General features: G+C 46.9%; 16 protein-coding genes and 1 riboswitch. All 16 genes read right to left on the bottom strand.

Going from position 1 to position 17,665, the window contains the following annotated elements; translation table 11 throughout:
* Nucleotides 1–62 precede the first annotated feature (62 nt).
* The 16 genes from greA to KQI39_RS13950 all read right to left on the bottom strand — a co-directional run bounded on the left by greA (nucleotide 63) and on the right by KQI39_RS13950 (nucleotide 17,311).
* Entirely contained in the window at nucleotides 63–548 is a 486-nt protein-coding gene (gene greA, locus KQI39_RS14025) for a transcription elongation factor GreA (protein WP_021975942.1), read from the bottom strand.
* 269 nt (nucleotides 549–817) lie between these two features.
* On the bottom strand, nucleotides 818–1,768 hold the full coding sequence (locus KQI39_RS14020; protein ID WP_216419091.1) for a glycosyltransferase family 2 protein: 951 nt from the start codon (nucleotides 1,766–1,768) through the stop codon (nucleotides 818–820).
* 102 nt (nucleotides 1,769–1,870) lie between these two features.
* Nucleotides 1,871–2,839, bottom strand: a complete 969-nt coding sequence (dusB, locus tag KQI39_RS14015; protein ID WP_334300799.1) for a tRNA dihydrouridine synthase DusB — start codon at nucleotides 2,837–2,839, stop codon at nucleotides 1,871–1,873.
* 9 nt (nucleotides 2,840–2,848) lie between these two features.
* Nucleotides 2,849–3,217, bottom strand: coding sequence for a DUF6145 family protein (locus tag KQI39_RS14010; RefSeq protein ID WP_148448286.1), 369 nt, complete (start codon nucleotides 3,215–3,217; stop codon nucleotides 2,849–2,851).
* Between the two features lie 13 nt (nucleotides 3,218–3,230).
* Complete coding sequence (locus tag KQI39_RS14005) at nucleotides 3,231–4,037, bottom strand: biotin--[acetyl-CoA-carboxylase] ligase (protein WP_216419088.1); 807 nt, start codon at nucleotides 4,035–4,037, stop codon at nucleotides 3,231–3,233.
* Nucleotides 4,037–5,035, bottom strand: a complete 999-nt coding sequence (argF, locus tag KQI39_RS14000) for an ornithine carbamoyltransferase (RefSeq protein ID WP_216419086.1) — start codon at nucleotides 5,033–5,035, stop codon at nucleotides 4,037–4,039. The genes KQI39_RS14005 and argF overlap by 1 nt, the downstream gene beginning before the upstream one ends.
* 29 nt (nucleotides 5,036–5,064) lie before the next feature.
* A complete protein-coding gene (locus tag KQI39_RS13995) occupies nucleotides 5,065–6,006 on the bottom strand; it encodes an SPFH domain-containing protein (RefSeq protein ID WP_216419084.1) in 942 nt (313 codons plus the stop codon).
* A gap of 4 nt (nucleotides 6,007–6,010) precedes the next feature.
* Nucleotides 6,011–6,451: an NfeD family protein gene (locus tag KQI39_RS13990; RefSeq protein WP_216419082.1), complete on the bottom strand. Its 441-nt coding sequence runs from the start codon at nucleotides 6,449–6,451 to the stop codon at nucleotides 6,011–6,013.
* 27 nt (nucleotides 6,452–6,478) lie between these two features.
* The gene (locus tag KQI39_RS13985) at nucleotides 6,479–7,255 is read right to left on the bottom strand and encodes a TrmH family RNA methyltransferase (RefSeq protein WP_216419080.1); all 777 of its coding nucleotides are present in this window, start codon (nucleotides 7,253–7,255) and stop codon (nucleotides 6,479–6,481) included.
* A 51-nt stretch (nucleotides 7,256–7,306) separates the two neighbouring features.
* A complete protein-coding gene (locus tag KQI39_RS13980) occupies nucleotides 7,307–7,966 on the bottom strand; it encodes a potassium channel family protein (protein ID WP_216419078.1) in 660 nt (219 codons plus the stop codon).
* 13 nt (nucleotides 7,967–7,979) lie between these two features.
* A complete protein-coding gene (locus tag KQI39_RS13975; RefSeq protein WP_330654062.1) occupies nucleotides 7,980–9,368 on the bottom strand; it encodes a TrkH family potassium uptake protein in 1,389 nt (462 codons plus the stop codon).
* Nucleotides 9,369–9,379: 11 nt separating this feature from the next.
* Nucleotides 9,380–10,369 (bottom strand): 6-phosphofructokinase, encoded by a 990-nt coding sequence (pfkA, locus tag KQI39_RS13970; protein ID WP_195566840.1) that lies wholly within the window; start codon nucleotides 10,367–10,369, stop codon nucleotides 9,380–9,382.
* A 68-nt stretch (nucleotides 10,370–10,437) separates the two neighbouring features.
* Nucleotides 10,438–13,905, bottom strand: a complete 3,468-nt coding sequence (locus tag KQI39_RS13965; protein ID WP_216419074.1) for a DNA polymerase III subunit alpha — start codon at nucleotides 13,903–13,905, stop codon at nucleotides 10,438–10,440.
* Nucleotides 13,906–14,010: 105 nt separating this feature from the next.
* On the bottom strand, nucleotides 14,011–14,853 hold the full coding sequence (locus KQI39_RS13960) for a CvfB family protein (protein ID WP_118063352.1): 843 nt from the start codon (nucleotides 14,851–14,853) through the stop codon (nucleotides 14,011–14,013).
* Nucleotides 14,854–15,045: 192 nt separating this feature from the next.
* On the bottom strand, nucleotides 15,046–16,632 hold the full coding sequence (locus tag KQI39_RS13955; protein WP_442860763.1) for a Na+/H+ antiporter NhaC family protein: 1,587 nt from the start codon (nucleotides 16,630–16,632) through the stop codon (nucleotides 15,046–15,048).
* A 130-nt stretch (nucleotides 16,633–16,762) separates the two neighbouring features.
* A riboswitch (Lysine riboswitch) is annotated at nucleotides 16,763–16,933 on the bottom strand.
* A gap of 129 nt (nucleotides 16,934–17,062) precedes the next feature.
* On the bottom strand, nucleotides 17,063–17,311 hold the full coding sequence (locus KQI39_RS13950; protein WP_021975957.1) for a helix-turn-helix domain-containing protein: 249 nt from the start codon (nucleotides 17,309–17,311) through the stop codon (nucleotides 17,063–17,065).
* Nucleotides 17,312–17,665: the final 354 nt, after the last annotated feature.

The raw sequence follows: 17,665 nt of genomic DNA, 5'->3' as shown, positions 1-17,665 counted from the left end.
TGTTGGCCTCCTTAATCTATCTATCGTTCAGCGGATATGTGCGATCCGCTCCGTTACCTGTTTTATACGTTTCTCTGGATCTCAAGAACTTTGTATTTCATGATTCCGGACGGCATTTCAACCTCAACGATATCGTTGGTGTGAGCGCCGATCAGCGCCTTACCTACCGGAGACTCGTTGGAGATCTTACCCTCAAGGCTGTTAGCCTCTGTGGAACCTACGATCTTCAGCTCCATGTCTTCATCAAACTCATAATCATGAACCTTAACCTTGCAGCCTACGCTGATTCTGTCAAGATCAACTTCGTCCTCTACTACAACCTCGGCATTCTTGAGGATCTTCTCGATCTCCTCGATACGTGCCTCGATATCTCTCTGCTCGTCTTTTGCTGCATCGTACTCAGCGTTCTCAGAAAGGTCTCCCTGCTCTCTGGCCTCTTTAATCTTTCCTGCAACTTCTTTTCTCTTAACAACTTTCAGATCGTGCAGCTCGTCTTCCAGTTTTCTAAGTCCTGCGTATGTGAGTAAGTTCTTCTTTGCTTCTTCCATTTTGCCTTACTTCCTTTCAAAACCGCGCTGTTTTTTTCTGAAAAAATACAGCTTCGGATATTTCTGTTGCTACCATTCCCAAGAGCTCTTTTTCCTAAAAAAGGGCGTAAAAACCTCAGGATATTCACAATTCCTGTATTATACCGAAAAGCCCCTGTATTGTCAAGCATTCCACGTCGAAAAAAGGGCCCTGAAAATGTAGAAAAAACCGCAGGAAAATTTAAATTTCCACACGGTTTTTTCGCAGCATTTTTTCTTATTTCTGTTTCTTATTTTTCTTCCGGGAAAAGGTCTTTATACCGGTTGGTTACCATCTGTGTCTGGAACTCAAAATCCTGCTTGTGCTGATTGACCAGTGTAGACAGGATAATTCCGGAAAACCAGCAGATAATCGCTGTCATGATCACAAATCCACTTACGATCAGTGTAGGCAGTTTGTTCACAGTTCCCACTTCCAGAAAGTGGATCAGTACCGGAATAAAAAATGCCATCCCGACTACAAACAGCACCGCTGCTATAATAGAAAAGAATTCCAACGGCTTATAATTTTTAAACATTCTCATGATCGTCTTCAGCACTTTAAATCCATCTGCGTAGGTATTCAGTTTGGATTCGCTTCCCTCCGGACGGTCGCGGTATTCAATGATCACATTCTCTACCTGCATGTTCTTATCTATTGCATGAATGGTCATCTCTGTCTCGATCTCAAAATTTCTGGAAAGAACCGGAAATGTTTTTACAAAGCGGTAACTCATGGCACGGTATCCGGTCATAATATCCTTAATATCACTTTTGAAAAGGCGATTGATGGAACCACGGACAATGCTGTTTCCAAAATTGTGGAAAGGACGTTTATTCTCGGTAAAATATGTAGAGGAAAGGCGATCTCCGACTACCATGTCTGTTCCGTTCTTCAGAACTTTCTCACACATCTGTGCCGCAAATTCCGCCGGATATGTATCATCCCCGTCAACCATCAGATAACACTGTGCGTCAATATCACGGAACATACTGCGGATTACATTGCCTTTGCCCTGCTGAAGCTCGTAGCGGACAATGGCACCCTCTTTCCTCGCGATTTCATCTGTACCATCTGTGGAATTATTATCATATACGTAGATCACAGCCTCCGGAAGTGCTTTTCGCATGTCACGGATAACCTTGGCTACAGTCTTGCTTTCGTTATAGCAAGGTATCAAAACTGCTATTTTATCTGGCATCTGTACTTTTTTTCTCCTGTAAAACTCTTATGTTTTTGACCGACCCACTGACTGTAGCACGCGTTCTGTTCCTTGTCAATAGCCCTGGCTGTTTCTTCCCCTTTATCGCTGAAGAAACATATCTGTAAGCTTTTTCAGTTCCTCATAACTTGCGATATTGTTGGATTCTCTCCGGATTCCGGCACTGTGCCTCATGCCGGCCGTATACCAGGCTACATGTTTTCGCATTTCACGGATTCCGATATATTCACCCTTAATCTCAATCTGGTTTCTGGCATGGCGCAGAATCATTTCGCAGACTTCCTCTACGGATGGTTTCGGCAGTTTTTCTCCGGTGAGGAAATAGTGGTTCAGCTCCCGGAAGATCCACGGGTTTCCACGTACTGCACGGCCGATCATCACTGCATCACAGCCTGTCTCTTTAAACATGGCTTCCGCCGTTTCCGGAGAAACGATATCTCCGTTTCCGATCACGGGAATCGTCACTGCTTCTTTCACCCTGCGGATGGCATCCCAGTCTGCCTGACCGGAATAGTACTGCTGCCTGGTCCTTCCATGTACAGCAACAGCTGCTGCCCCGGCATCTTCCACACGTTTTGCAATCTCCATCACATCCACCGGTGTATTGTCATCAAAACCGATACGCACTTTCACAGTCACCGGTTTGGAAATAGCGCCGGAAACGCTGCGTACAATCTCTTCGATCAGCTTCGGATTTTTCAGAAGTGCAGATCCTTCCCCGTTATTTACCACCTTGGGGACCGGACATCCCATATTGATATCGAGAATATCGAAAGGCCTCTCCTCGATACTTTTTGCCACCTCTGCCATCAGATCCGGCTCACTGCCAAAAAGCTGCATGGATACCGGATGCTCCCCGGGGTCGATCTCCATCAGTGCCTCTGTATTCTTATTATGAAAAGAAATTGCCTTGGCGCTGACCATCTCCATACAGATCAGTCCTGCTCCCTGCTCCTTGCAAAGTCTTCGAAATGCAAGATCCGTAACTCCCGCCATAGGTGCAAGCACAAAGGGATTCGGGATCTCCACATTTCCGATCTTCCACTGCATCTTCATGGATCAGTCCTCAACTGCATCTGCTTTTTTCTTAAGTTCCTCATCCGGGATATCTCCCAGGAAAAATACTTTGTAGTACATTTCCAGAGATTCCAGAAGCTCTCTTTTGTCCCGCTGGAGCTCTTTGATCTTCAGCGCACTTCCGATCTCATCAAAACGGGCATCTGCCTCCAGTGCTTCTGTCTTGAACTGCAGGCTTCCGTCCTCGTCAAATTCCAGTGTCAGGATTCCGCCTACATCCTCTGTGAAAAGCACGCACATGATCTGCAGTTCCTGCTTTACTGCTTCCGGAAGGGACGCAAAATCCTGGTTAAAATAATATTTCTGCTCATATGAGCTTGCTCCGCAGAGCACAATGTTATCCTGATACATAAACTCTCCTTTTTTACACATAACTGTACAGACCGCGCACAGAAACCTCTCCGGAATTTACTTCCTCAACAGTTCCGTCTGCGCGTTCCACCAGAAGTTCTCCGCCGGGGTTGATTCCCCTTGCAATTCCTTCGTATGGATTGTTCTGATCCAGCACACGTACCGGCTGGTTCAGATTGGCCAGAAGTTTTTCGTAATCCGGTTTCAGGCCGCTTAAGTCTTCCGTCTCTACAAACTTCTCATAATTTTCCTCAAAGTGTTTCATCACAAGCCCGGTTACCTCTGCCCGGTCAAAAGGATGTCCGCTTTCCAGATACAGAGAAGTGGCTTTGTCCGCCATCTCTTCCGGGAAGCTGTCCATATTTACATTAATCCCGACTCCAATAACCGCACAGCCGATCTTATCCTGTTTCATGGTCATCTCGGTGAGGATGCCGCAGATTTTTTTGCGGGAAACTACCACGTCGTTGGGCCATTTGATTCCCACATCAAGACCAAGATCCTCAACTGCCTGAGCAACAGAAAGGCCCATGACCAGTGTCATCATCGGGGCCTTCTGAGGTGCAAATTCCGGGCAGATCAGAAGGCTCATGGTGATGGCGCTTTCCGGCGGTGCACTCCATCGTCTTGTGAAACGTCCGCGGCCTGCCGACTGATACTCCGCCACAAAAAGCTCTCCGTGCTGCGCCCCCTCTTCCCTCCAGGCGCGTTTACCCCAGAGGTTGGTGGAATCTGTTTCTCTTGCAAAATGGACGGTTTTGCCCGCCCATTTTGTATGTGTTGCCTGTGAAATTATTTCTTCATTAAATAACTCTGCCATTATTTCTCCGGCTCTCCTAATGTAGCAACGATCACAGCCTTGATGGTATGCATACGGTTCTCTGCCTCGTCAAATACCTTGGACTGCGGAGACTCAAATACCTCGTCTGTAACCTCCATGTCTGTAAGGTTGAAACGCTCGCCCATCTCTTTTCCGATCTTTGTCTTAAGATCATGAAATGCTGGCAGGCAGTGAAGGAAAATTGCCTTCTCTCCGGCGTTCTCCATTACGTGTTTGGTAACTTTGTATGGTGTCAGGTCGTGGATACGCTCTGTCCATACTTCGTCAGGCTCACCCATGGATACCCATACATCTGTGTAGATGATGTCTGCGTCCTTGGTTCCTGCCTCTACATCCTCTGTAAGAGTGATGGTGGAACCTGCTTCTTTTGCCCACTGCTGGCACTGTGCTACAAGCTCATCATTCGGGAAGTATTTCTTGTTGGTGCAGGCTACAAAATCAAGACCAAGTTTGGAGCATACAACCATGAGGGAGTTACCCATGTTGTAACGGGCGTCACCCATGTATACAAGTTTCAGGCCTTTCAGTTTGCCGAAATGCTCACGTACTGTCAGCATATCTGCAAGCATCTGTGTCGGATGATACTCATTTGTCAGACCGTTCCATACCGGAACACCTGCATGTTTTGCAAGCTCCTCAACAATATCCTGGCCGAATCCACGGTACTCGATTCCCTCATACATTCTTCCGAGAACTCTTGCTGTATCTGCGATGCTCTCTTTCTTTCCGATCTGGGAGCCTGTAGGATCAAGATAAGTGGAACCCATTCCCAGATCATGAGCAGCTACTTCGAAGGAACAGCGTGTTCTTGTACTTGTTTTCTCAAAGATCAGGGCAATGTTCTTGCCTCTGTAATACTCATGAAGCTCTCCGGCTTTTTTCTTGGCTTTCAGGTCTGCTGCGAGATCGATCATGTAAGTGATCTCGTCCGGTGTAAAGTCTTTCAGTGTCAGGAAATTTCTTCCTTTAAGATTCATAATATTATATCCTCCTCACGGCTGCAGATTTATTTCTGCTCTGCCGGTTTATCTGTCATGATTTCCTTCAGGGATGTTGCCAGCCCTGCAATGCCCTGTATCTCGGACGGAATAATGATCTTCGTCGCTTTGCCGTCTGCGACTTTGGTGAGTGCTTCCAGGCTCTTCAGGGTAAGAACAGACTCGTCTGCTCCTGCTTCTTTGATCATGCGAAGTCCTTCCGCAGTTGCCTGCTGTACTTTCAGGACTGCCTGTGCCTGTCCTTCGGCTTCCTTGATCATACGCTCTTTCTGTGCTTCTGCATGAAGGATTGCTGCCTGTTTCTCAGCCTCCGCATCAAGGATCGCGGACTGTTTTTTACCTTCTGCGACAAGGATGGTCGAACGTTTCTCTCCTTCTGCTTTCAGGATGGCTTCTCGTCTCTCACGCTCGGCTTTCATCTGTTTCTCCATGGCATCCTGGATGGCTGCCGGAGGAATGATGTTTTTAAGCTCTACACGGTTCACCTTGATTCCCCATGGATCTGTAGCCTCATCAAGGGAAGCTCTCATCCTGGTGTTGATGACTTCACGGGAAGTCAGTGTCTCATCCAGTTCCATGTCACCGATGATGTTACGAAGTGTTGTAGCGGAAAGATTCTCGATCGCCATGATCGGATTCTCAACGCCATATGCGTAAAGCTTCGGATCTGTGATCTGGAAAAATACAACCGTATCGATCTGCATGGTTACATTATCTTTGGTAATTACCGGCTGCGGTGGAAAATCCACAACCTGTTCTTTCAGGTTTACTCTTCTTGCAACACGCTCAATGAACGGAACCTTGAAATGGATTCCTGTGCTCCAGGTAGCCTTATAGGCACCCAGGCGTTCCAGTACTATGGCGTAGGCCTGCGGTACAATACGGATGCAGGATGCAAGTACCCACAGTACAAGCACAATGATCACAAGCAAAACAGCAATTCCACCCATAAATTTAGCCCTCCTTGTTAACTTCTTTTACGATCAGCTTCACTCCGCGGATCTCTTCAATCTCAACAACTGTACCTGCCGGAATTTCTTCTGCATCATCTGCGGTCCGTGCAGTCCACTCGATATCATTGATCCGCACCTGCCCGGTCTGGGCCAGGTTGTTGACCGGCTGTATCACTACGGCCCTTTTTCCCAGAAGGCTCTCTGCGTTGGTCTTCTCCACACCTTTATTCATGTAGCGGACCGCCAGAGGTCTGGTAAAAATCAGAAGCACCACGGAAACTCCGAAAAATAAAAGGAGCTGTACAACAAGTCCCCCGCCGAGCCACGAGACAATGCACGCTACAAGAGCACCGCCTGCAAACCAGACAGTGGTAAGTCCTACCGTGATCGCTTCAATTACCAGTAAAATTGCCAGTATTCCAAGCCAGGCCAAAGGTGTCATAAAACCCCTCCTCTCTTTTTGAAAAAATTATCCTCTTCTCTGTCTTGCAGCTTCATACATCAAAATTCCTGATGCCATGGCAGCATTCAGCGATTCTACTTTTCCGCACATCGGGATACGGATCAGACAGTCTGCTGCCTCTGCAGCCTGGTCGGTCAGACCTTTTCCCTCATTTCCGATAAAAAATGCGGTACCGCCTTTATAGGATTCCTGATCGTAGGAATTCTCACCTTTCAGATGCGCTGCAAAACTGCGGATTCCTTTTTCTTTCAGCTTCTTTTCTAATGATACCACATCTTCCACATATAGAAAAGGCATTCTGTAAATGGAACCCATGGTAGACCGGATCACCTTTGGATTTGTGATATCCACACAGGTTTTTGTAAGAAAAACGCCGCTCACGCCGGCGCCCTCACCGGTTCTAAGAATAGTTCCCGCATTTCCCGGATCCTGAAGATCTTCAAGAACCATGACCAGAGGATTTTCTCCTGCCAGTACTTCTTCCTCGCTCCAGGATGGAAGTTTCAGAACGGTAAGGATTCCCTGGGGAGTCTTGGTGTCACACATCTGACGGAATACGGAATCTTTCACGATCTCATAAGGATATTTCTCTACCTGGGACATCAGCTCTTCATCCTTAGAAAAAGTCTCGGAGACAAACACCTGGGAAACCCAGTTTTCCGGTGCTTCCAGAAACATCTTCCGGCCTTCCGCCACAAAAAGCCCCTGTTCTCTTCTGGCTTTTGCCTTCTGGTTCAGCTGCATGACATTTTTTATTTTTGCATTTGATACACTGGTTATCATACTTTTTATCTTACTCCTTGCACTTGTCCTGTTTACGGAATCTCCAAAAAATCACTTCATAAACGCCGGTTCCGCATTGAGATCCTTATTTTTTCCAATGGCGATTATGGAACAACGGTCCGGAAGCGGCTCGGAAGGTTTCAGATCTACCGTAACATCTTCCCCCTGTTTGATGCCAATGATATTGATATGAAAACGCTCCCGCACATTCAGATCTATGAGGCTTTTCCCGATCCATGATTCCGGAATGGAAAACTCCGCCATACTGAATTCCGCAGAAAGTTCAAATACATCCAGATATCCGCCGGACAGAAGATTTCTTGCAACACGAAGTCCCATGGCCTGTTCCGGATAAATAATTCTATCTGCACCAATTTTATCAAGAATCCGTCCATGAAGGGAATTCATGCTTTTCGCAACTACAAAGGGAACTCCCAGGTCTTTGGCCTGCATGGTTGCGGAAATGCTGGCTTCCAGATTTTCGGCAACTGCAATAATGGCCACATCCACATTTTGGACACCCAGCGCTTTCAGGATTCCCGGCTCACGGACATCTGCTTTCACCGCATAGGTTACTTTTTCGGAAATCTCTTCGATATTTTCTTCTTTGTCATCAATGGCAAGAACATCACAGTCGGACTCTGCCAGCGTCACCGCCAGAGTCATTCCGAACTGTCCAAGCCCGATCACGGCAAAAGATTTATTTTTCATTTTATTCTCCTGTTTAACCGATCATGATATCTTCTTCCCCGAGATGTGTGGTGCTTCCCGGCCTGTTACGCACCCGCACCACAACTGCGGTTCCAAGAGTCAACGGTCCGATACGTCCCAGATACATGGTGAGGATCACAATCCATTTGCCTGCCACATTCAGCTGAGGTGTCAGCCCTCTGGAAAGTCCTACCGTTGCCACTGCGGATGTGATCTCATATAAAATATCTGCCAGATCCACTCCCGGCATTGCTGCAGACAACAGCACAGACATTGTAAAAAGGATCAGTACACTGGTTCCCGCAACAACCATCGCCGAATGCAGATAGCTCTCACGGATCCTCCGGCTGTATACTTCTACGTCTTTTTTTCCCTGGAGATACGCTACTATGGAAAGGATCAGTACTGCAATGGTGGTCGTCTTTACTCCGCCGGCAGTTCCCATGGGAGAGCCTCCGATAAACATCCACAACAGGGAAATGATCACAGTGGGCGTGGACAGCTGTGACTGATCTATGGTATAAAATCCCGCCGTACGGGTTGTCACAGACTGGAAAAAAGATGCCATGATTTTCGTTCCCACAGGTGCCCCGGCCAATGTGCGGGGATTTCCGGATTCAAAAATAAATACCAGAAACGCTCCTGCGAATACCAGGATCACAGTCATAGTAAGGACCAGTTTGCTCTGAAGGCGCAGCACCCGAAAAAACCTGGACGGGGAAAGTTCTTTTTTTATGATCTTACGGAATTTATCCCAGAGGTCCCACCAGACAATAAAGCCAAGACCGGACACGATGATCAGACCAATGGTAGTAAGATTCACCAGCGGATTGCTCACATAAGCCGCAAGGCTTGTTTCTCCGAAAAGATCGATTCCTGCATTACAGAATGCGGATACAGCCAGAAATACTGCATGGGTTACGCCTTTTTTCCAGCCAAATTCCGGAACAAAACAGATGGAGTACAGAACCGCACCGACTCCTTCTGCCAGAAATACACATTTTACCACGCTTCGCATGACCGGAACCACGCCGCCCATCTGATCCAGATTGTAGGATTCTTTAATAATCCGGCGGTTTTTGAGGGAAATTTTTCTGCGAAGGCTGATAAAGATCATGTTGGCGAGGGCAATCAGTCCGATGCCTCCAATCTGTATCAGACATAGTATGACAATTTTTCCGATGTGGCTCCACTGCGTTGCCATAACAACTGTGGAAAGTCCTGTCACACATACACTGGTTGCCGCTGTAAAAACAGCATCCGGGAAGGTAACAGCCTGCCCGGGTGCACTGCAGAACGGCAGCCATAAAATAAGTCCGCCTACAAAAATCACCCCCGCAAAGCCGAGGGCAATTATTTGTGACGTATTCAGTTTATGCAATCCGTCTGAAACTTTTTTCAAGTTCATATTTTTTATTTATTGTAGTTGTGAGAAAGGGAATTGCAAACCTCCCACATGTATGGGTCTACATTCTTCTGCATTGCAAGAGCCTCGTTGATATCAAAGTCAACGAACTCTCCGTGACGGTATCCAACAACACGGCTGCGTTTACCGGCAACAAGAAGGTCTACTGCAAGAGCACCCATCATAGACGCGTATACACGGTCCTTACATGTCGGGCTTCCACCACGCTGCATGTGGCCAAGGATGGTAGCACGTGTCTCGATACCTGTTGCGGCCTCGATACGTTTTGCCATAGCTTCTGAATGACCGATACCCTCGGCATTTACGATAATGTGGTGTTTTTTACCTTTTTTACGGCTCTCTACAATGTTATCAATAAGTCTCTGCTCATCATAATCATATTTCTCCGGGATCAGGATATCCTCAGCACCGTTTGCGATACCGCACCATACTGCAAGGTATCCGGCGTTACGTCCCATAACCTCGATGATACTGCATCTCTCATGGGATGTGGATGTATCACGTACCTTATCGATGGCTTCCATCGCTGTGTTTACAGCTGTATCGAAACCGATGGTGTACTCGGTACATGCGATATCAAGGTCAATGGTTCCCGGCAGGCCAATGGTATTGATTCCAAGGTTCGCAAGTTTCTGAGCACCTGCGAAGGAACCGTCTCCACCGATAACAACAAGGCCGTCGATTCCATGCTTTCTGCAGATCTCTGCAGCCTGCTGCTGTCCTTCCTCTGTTCTCATCTCTGCACATCTGGCAGTATAAAGAATTGTTCCGCCTCGCTCAATCGTATCGGAAACATCTCTTGCTGTCATGTCTTTGATCTCTTCGTTTAAGAGACCGCTGTATCCTTTATAGATTCCCTTTACGTTCAGTCCGCTGCTTAATCCTCTTCTGACAACAGCACGGATTGCAGCATTCATTCCAGGTGCGTCACCGCCACTGGTCAAAACGCCGATCGTTTTGATTTTGTTCTCTGCCATATTGTTATCCTCCATCTTATGAAACAACCTATTGTAATACACATATTCGGATATAGTTTATAGCATTTTTATAAGTTTTTCAATACTCTCTCTACAATTTTAACATTGGAACTTCCATATTTTTCACCCATGCGTTCCAGCCAGGAATCCTCGATATGGACCTGATAAGCAGGTGGAAGTTTCTTCATTGCCTTCACATCTTTAAGATAAATAACCACGGTACTGTTTCCCCGGGATTCCATCAGATCGTCTACCAGACCGGTCTCGGCTTTTGCGTAGTCTTCCCGGCTTTCGAACTGAATCCAGAGTTCACGAGGCATATCGTCAAACATGCGGACTTTTTCCAGGATCAGTTTGCTGGCTTTGTCGTCTTCCGCAGATACTCTTCCCTGGATGAAAAGTCTGGCATCTTCGTTCAGGAACATCTGGCATTTTTCGTAATCACGCGGAAATACCACAACTTCCACGGTGCCTACCAGATCTTCTACGGTAAGGAACGCCATTACCTTATTATTCTTTGTATATTTTATGGTTTTATCCGTAATCATTCCGCCTACGATCACTTTCTGGTTATCGTAGACTTCCGGAATTCCGGTTTCATCATCCGGCTGGAAATCCGACGTTTTTGCAGAGATCATTTTTTCCATCATATTCCGGTAGCGCTCCAGTGGATGGCCGCTGAGATAAATGCCAAGAACTTCTTTTTCGAAGGTCAGGATGATCTCTTTGGGATATTCCTCAACCTGCGGCATACGGATCTCAAATTCCTTTTTGTCCTCTTCAGAAGCAATATCAAAAAGGCTCAGCTGTCCGGCCATGGTGTGCTTTTTGTCCTGATTGATGCTGTCGATGATCTGTGTATATATGGTCATCTTCTGCTTCCGGTTTCCTTCCAGGCAGTCCAGCGCTCCGGCCTTGATCAGGTTCTCCACAACACGCTTGTTGATCTGGTCGATGTTCCGCTCCACAAAAGTCTTCAGGGAAGTGTATTCCCCGTGCTCCTCACGTTCCTTCACAATTCCTTCAATAACCGGACGGCCGATGCTCTTGATGGCAGAAAGTGCATAACGGATGGCACCGTTGTCAACAGAAAAACCATAAACACCATGATTGATATCCGGCGGAAGGATCTGGATTCCCATCTGACGGCACACGGAAATATACTCTGCAACCTTGTTTGGCATTTCCACAACGGATGTCATCAGCGCAGCCATGAATTCTACCGGATAGTAATATTTCAGATATGCGGTTTGGTAAGAAACCACCGCATAGGCGGCAGCGTGAGACTTATTGAAGGCATACTTCGCAAAGTCTGTCATCTCATCGTAGATCTTGTTTGCGATCTCCTCGGAGATGCCGTTGGCGATACAGCCCGGAACCCCCTCTTCCACATTTCCGTAAACGAAATTCTGGCGCTCTTTTGCCATAACAGAAGCTTTCTTCTTGGACATGGCACGGCGCACCAGGTCGCTTCGTCCAAGAGTATAGCCTGCAAGATCACGGACGATCTGCATAACCTGCTCCTGGTATACGATACAGCCATAGGTCGGCTTCAGGATGGGCTCCATCTGCGGGCAGTCATAACGGATGGTATCCGGACGGTTTTTTCCGCGGATGTACTGCGGAATGAAATCCATGGGACCCGGACGGTAAAGGGAAATTCCCGCGATGACATCCTCAAGGCTCTGAGGCTTCAGTTCCTTCATGAAGTTTTTCATTCCGGCACTCTCGAGCTGGAACACGCCGTCAGTACGTCCTGTTCCGAGAGAATCCAGTACTTTTTTGTCGTTGTAATCAATTTTCTGCATATCCAGGAAAACGCCGGTACTCTGTTCTATCATTTTTACCGCGTTCTGGATAACGGTCAGGGTACGTAACCCCAGGAAATCCATTTTCAGAAGTCCCAGCTCTTCCAGTGTTGTCATGGTAAACTGTGTGACAATGGAACCGTCCTGGGCTCTGGAAAGAGGTACGTATTCGGATACGTCTTTCTGGCTGATTACCACACCTGCGGCATGCATGGAAGTATGTCTTGGAAGTCCCTCCAGACGCTTGGCAAGGTCAATCAGGCGGTGGATATCTTCCTGTTCCTCATAGGCTTTCCGGAATTCCGGATTCATTCCCAGGGCCTTATCAATGGTGATATTTGGCTCCTGCGGAACCATCTTGGCGATGATGTCTACCTGGGCATAAGGCATATCCAGAACACGGCCTACATCACGGATTACACCGCGGGCAGCCAACGTACCAAAGGTAACAATCTGAACCACGCAATCATCGCCATATTTCCGTCGTACATAATCGATAACTTCCTGTCTTCGTTCGAAGCAGAAGTCCACATCTATATCCGGCATGGACACTCGTTCCGGATTCAGGAAACGCTCAAAGAGAAGATCATACCGGATCGGGTCCAGCTGGGTGATTCCAAGGGTATAAGCAACCAGACTTCCTGCGGCAGAACCTCGTCCAGGGCCGACCATGATATCATTGTCTCTGGCATATTTGATGAAGTCCCACACAATGAGGAAGTAATCTACATATCCCATGTTTTTGATGGTGGACAGCTCATAATCCAGGCGTTTTTTCAGCGCATCGGTTACCGGATGATAACGCTGTTCCAGCCCTTCATGGCAAAGCTTGTTCAGATACTCCCAGGAGGTCAGTCCGTCGGGCACATCATATTTCGGCAGCTTGGTCACGCCGAATTCGATCTCCACGTGGCAGCGCTGCGCGATCTTGTGGGTATTTTCCAGAGCTTCCAGAGCATATGGAAAAAGTCTCGCCATCTCTTCTGGAGATTTCACATAATACTGGCCGCCCTCATAGCGCATTCTGTTCTCATCGCTGAGTTTTTTCTGGGTCTGCAGACAGAGGAGCACGTCATGGGGCTCCGCATCCTCAGCCATGGTATAATGCACGTCATTGGTAGCAACCAGGTCGATTCCTGTCTCTCTGTGCATGCGGAGAAGCTGCTGGTTTACCGTCTGCTGCTCCGGAATTCCATGATCCTGAAGCTCCAGGAAGAAATTTCCTTTTCCAAAAATATCCTGATAACGCAGGGCTGCGATTTTTGCATCCTCATACATTCCACGGGCAAGATACCTTGCGACCTCTCCTGCCAGGCAGGCACTTAAGGCAATAATCCCCTCGTGATATTTTTCCAGAAGTTCCAGATCCACACGTGGCTTGTAATAAAAGCCTTCCACAAATGCCTTGGATACAATCTTCATCAGGTTGCTGTATCCCTGATTATTCTCGGCCAGCAGAACCAGGTGGTAATAACGGTCATCGCCACTTCCCACTTCACGGTCAAAGCGGGAACCCGGAGCCACATAAACCTCGCATCCCAGGATGGGATTGATCCCGGCTTCTCTGGCAGCCCTGTAAAAATCGATCACACCATACATAACGCCATGATCGGTGATCGCCGCGCTGTCCATTCCCAGTTCTTTTACTCTGGCTACATACTCTTTGATCTTATTGGAGCCATCCAGAAGACTGTATTCTGTATGGACATGTAAATGTGTAAACTCCAAATTTTTCTCTCCTTATTGTAAAAACAGGGCTCCGGATCCTCCCCGCTCTGCACTTTTCTCTGAACGTGCCGGAGCGTGTCTGATCCGGAGCCGGTCAACACCTTGTTATTTTTTAATGTAGATCCTTCTGTCACGGATCTCTACTTTTCCTTCTTTCATCAGATGGCCCACTGCACGCTTGAATGCGTTCTTGCTGAGGCCAAACTCTCTCTTGATGACTTCCGGTGAAGCATGGTCATCAAATGGCAGCACGCCTGCAAATTCCTCGATCACGCTGAGTACGCTCTCTGCATCCTCATTGATCTGGATGTAGGCTTTCTGACGGTCACTGACATTCATCTTTCCATCCTCTTTTACCTCTGTGACACGAAGGTCAAGAACGGTTCCCGGTCTGTACTTGCCGGTTGCCTCTCTTGCAGGGATCAGTGCGGAATATTTATCATCTACTGCAACAAATACACCAAAGTTTCCACTGATCTCATAGACACGGCCCTTCACCATATCTCCCGGTACATAAGGAGTTCTGGTGGAAAGATAATGATACACTTTCATAGTTGCACAGAGTCTGCTGCTCTTATCTACATAAAGAGCTACCAGGCACTCCTCACCTTCACGTACTCTGTTGGTCTGCTCATGATATGGAAGAAGAAGATCCTTCTCCAGTCCCCAGTCAAGAAAAGCTCCTATTCTGGTGACCTGTTTAACCTTGAGGACTGCTGTCTGTCCCACCTGGAGCATCGGCTCACGGGTAGTCGCGATCAGTCTGTCCTGAGAATCTTTGTAGATGAATACCTCGATCTCATCACCTACTTTGGTTCCTTCCGGTACCTGTTTGGACGGAAGAAGCACACGCTCGTTCTGAGGTGCGTTTCGGTCCTCTCCAAGATATATTCCGAAATCTACGGTTTTTACAACCAGTAATTTCTGTTTTTTACCTAATTCTATCATTCTTACTCCTGTTCCTAAAAAATATATATGTTCATTTACTGTTTGCTGTCTGTCCTGCATTATAACATAAGAGAATTATTATAGAAAGCACAAAAAAGGCAGCTTTGGAAATTTCTTTCCGTCACTGCCTTTTATCGGTCGGTTATGCGGATATCTGTGATCCGCATCCGGTCCATCTGTTTTTTTACTAATTTATTCTGTCGGTTTCTCAATCGGCATCGGGTTTTTCATCTTGATAACAAAAAGTACGATCAGCATCAGCACGATTCCAACCGGAAGCGCGATCCATGCTGTTTTTACAAAGCCTGCAACAATATAAGTTACAAAGGATACTGCCGCAGCCAGGATCGCATACGGAAGCTGTGTGGAAACATGGGTCACATGATCACACTGTGCTCCTGCGGAAGCCATGATCGTTGTATCGGAGATCGGTGAACAGTGATCTCCGCAAACTGCACCTGCCATACAAGCAGACATGGAAATGATCATCATCTCAGGACTGGATTTCTCAAATACCGCAACAACGATCGGGATCAGGATACCAAAGGTTCCCCAGGAAGTACCTGTAGCAAATGCAAGTCCGCATCCAACCAGGAAAATAATGGCCGGAAGGATAACTTCAATACCACCGGCAACGGAGCGCATTGCTTCTTCTACGAATACCGCTGCACCAAGTGAGTCTGTCATAGCCTTCAGTGTCCATGCAAAGGTCAGGATCATGATCGCCGGTACCATGGCCTTGAAGCCTTCCGGGATGCATCCCATGCAGTCTCTGAAGTTGATCACACGGCGTACCATATAGAAGATAATAGCAAATACCAGACCAAAGGCACTTCCCATTGCAAGGCCTACAGAAGCATCACTCTGTGAAAATGCAGTAACAAAATCTGTTCCGCTGAAAAATCCGCCTGTATAGATCATACTGATGACACAGCAGATAACAAGCACAACGATGGGGATCACAAGATCGATCACCCTTCCTCTCGGATTCGGTGTCTCATCATCCGTTGCATTCTCATACGGTCTTGCAGATGTTGTATAAAGATCTCCGTTCAGAGCATTGATCTCATGTGTTCTCATGGCACCAAACTCGGTTTTCATCAGCACCATGCCAACCATCATTACGATCGTAAGAATTGCGTAAAAGTTATACGGAATGGTTCTTACAAAAATCGCAAGTCCGTCCTGTCCCTCTACGAATCCGCTGACTGCTGCAGCCCAGGATGAGATCGGTGCGATGATACATACCGGAGCAGCTGTCGCATCGATCAGGTATGCAAATTTTGCTCTGGATACATGATGTCTGTCTGTTACCGGACGCATAACGCTTCCTACTGTCAGACAGTTGAAATAATCGTCAATAAAGATCAGAATACCAAGCACAATTGCGGCAAGTTCCGCACCTACACGTGTGTGGATCTTTTTGCTGGCCCATCGTCCGAATGCGGCGGAGCCGCCGGCCTTGTTCATCATACATACCACAGATCCCAGGATAACCAGGAAGATCAGGATTCCTACGTTATAGCTGTCAGAAAGAACCTTGATGATTCCTCCCTCAAAAATCTGTGTTACGGTTCCTTCGAATTTGAATCCGGAATAAAGCAGTGCTCCTACTACAATTCCCACAAACAGAGAACTGTATACTTCTTTTGTGATCAGCGCAAGGATGATCGCTACAAGAGGTGGAAGCAGTGCCCAGATTGTTGCATACAGAGCAGGCTGATAAGTCTCCTCCGCATCCGCAGCCAGCACAGTCAGGGGACTTGCCAGTGCGCCCATGAATACCATTGCCATAACAGACAATGCTGTTCCTGCTTTTTTACTCATTTTTCTCCTCCCTTTTCGGGGACAAAAAAACGGAGGCTGTCCCTTCTTAGAACACCTCCGGTTAAATAATCTTCTTTATTCAACTTACGATAGCGCTCCACATCCGTGACAGTACAACGCATATTCTGCGTTATCCCAGTACCCTGTCATCTGGCCTTTCAGAGCACTTCGGCAGATTTTCCTTTCTTTATGGACAGCCTGCCAGGGCCTCTCGTCCATAAATACTGATAAAATCCGCGCCTCTATCTCTTTATCCGTGACCGTTTACCCCTGCAAGGTTTCCCGGTCGCCTTTTTTCTTTATACTGTAGCAGTTTCCGACATAAATATCAAGTAGTTTGTCTGTATAAATATCAGTTATACCAATTATCATGCTGCTGATCTCAGGAACACTCTTCGTTCAGTAGCCACTTCACATCCACACCCAGCACTTTTGCAAACACTCTCAGTTCATAATCTGCCACAAAACGTTCTCCGCCTTCGATCCTGCTGATACTGTCACGTTCCAGCATCACACCTTCCACCTGCATTTTTGCCGCCAGATCTGACTGTGACATCCGTTTTATATTTCTCATCTGACGTATTTTTTCTCCGGAAACGTTCTTTCTTCCCTGATAAGTGTAAATTTTCATCCTGCCACCTGTTTTCCAAAATGTGTTAATGTTCTGCAATTTTCTTGACATTAGCACATATTTTGGCGGCATCTGTGTTAAAGGTCAGCAAATCCTGAATTTTCCGTGACTTTTCGACAAAAAAAATTTGTCTGTCGTTATAAAGACACTATTTGCTTATCTCGCTTGATTTGGCAAAAAAAAGAATGCCACATTTTCCCATGTGGCATTCTTCTGCTGTTTCTTTTTGTTCTTACTATAAATGAGCAAATTTAAAAAATTGCACAAAACTACACTGCGAATTTCATAAATGAATCAAAATCATTGCTTTCCTTTGCGCATTGAAAAAGATAACGATACTTTTCCAGCTGAATG

The organism is Blautia sp. MSJ-36, assembly GCF_018917985.1.
GTDB lineage: Bacteria > Bacillota > Clostridia > Lachnospirales > Lachnospiraceae > Blautia_A.
The sequence above is the reverse complement of the archived record's forward strand: the minus strand, read 5'-3'. Positions and strand labels throughout refer to the sequence as shown.

Coding starts and splice junctions, on each gene's coding strand:
- greA (WP_021975942.1), bottom strand. CDS start 548: ATGGAAGAAGCAAAGAAGAACTTACTCACATACGCAGGACTTAGAAAA.
- KQI39_RS14020 (WP_216419091.1), bottom strand. CDS start 1,768: ATGCCAGATAAAATAGCAGTTTTGATACCTTGCTATAACGAAAGCAAG.
- dusB (WP_334300799.1), bottom strand. CDS start 2,839: ATGCAGTGGAAGATCGGAAATGTGGAGATCCCGAATCCCTTTGTGCTT.
- KQI39_RS14010 (WP_148448286.1), bottom strand. CDS start 3,217: ATGTATCAGGATAACATTGTGCTCTGCGGAGCAAGCTCATATGAGCAG.
- KQI39_RS14005 (WP_216419088.1), bottom strand. CDS start 4,037: ATGGCAGAGTTATTTAATGAAGAAATAATTTCACAGGCAACACATACA.
- argF (WP_216419086.1), bottom strand. CDS start 5,035: ATGAATCTTAAAGGAAGAAATTTCCTGACACTGAAAGACTTTACACCG.
- KQI39_RS13995 (WP_216419084.1), bottom strand. CDS start 6,006: ATGGGTGGAATTGCTGTTTTGCTTGTGATCATTGTGCTTGTACTGTGG.
- KQI39_RS13990 (WP_216419082.1), bottom strand. CDS start 6,451: ATGACACCTTTGGCCTGGCTTGGAATACTGGCAATTTTACTGGTAATT.
- KQI39_RS13985 (WP_216419080.1), bottom strand. CDS start 7,255: ATGATAACCAGTGTATCAAATGCAAAAATAAAAAATGTCATGCAGCTG.
- KQI39_RS13980 (WP_216419078.1), bottom strand. CDS start 7,966: ATGAAAAATAAATCTTTTGCCGTGATCGGGCTTGGACAGTTCGGAATG.
- pfkA (WP_195566840.1), bottom strand. CDS start 10,369: ATGGCAGAGAACAAAATCAAAACGATCGGCGTTTTGACCAGTGGCGGT.
- KQI39_RS13960 (WP_118063352.1), bottom strand. CDS start 14,853: ATGATAGAATTAGGTAAAAAACAGAAATTACTGGTTGTAAAAACCGTA.
- KQI39_RS13955 (WP_442860763.1), bottom strand. CDS start 16,632: ATGGGCGCACTGGCAAGTCCCCTGACTGTGCTGGCTGCGGATGCGGAG.
- KQI39_RS13950 (WP_021975957.1), bottom strand. CDS start 17,311: ATGAAAATTTACACTTATCAGGGAAGAAAGAACGTTTCCGGAGAAAAA.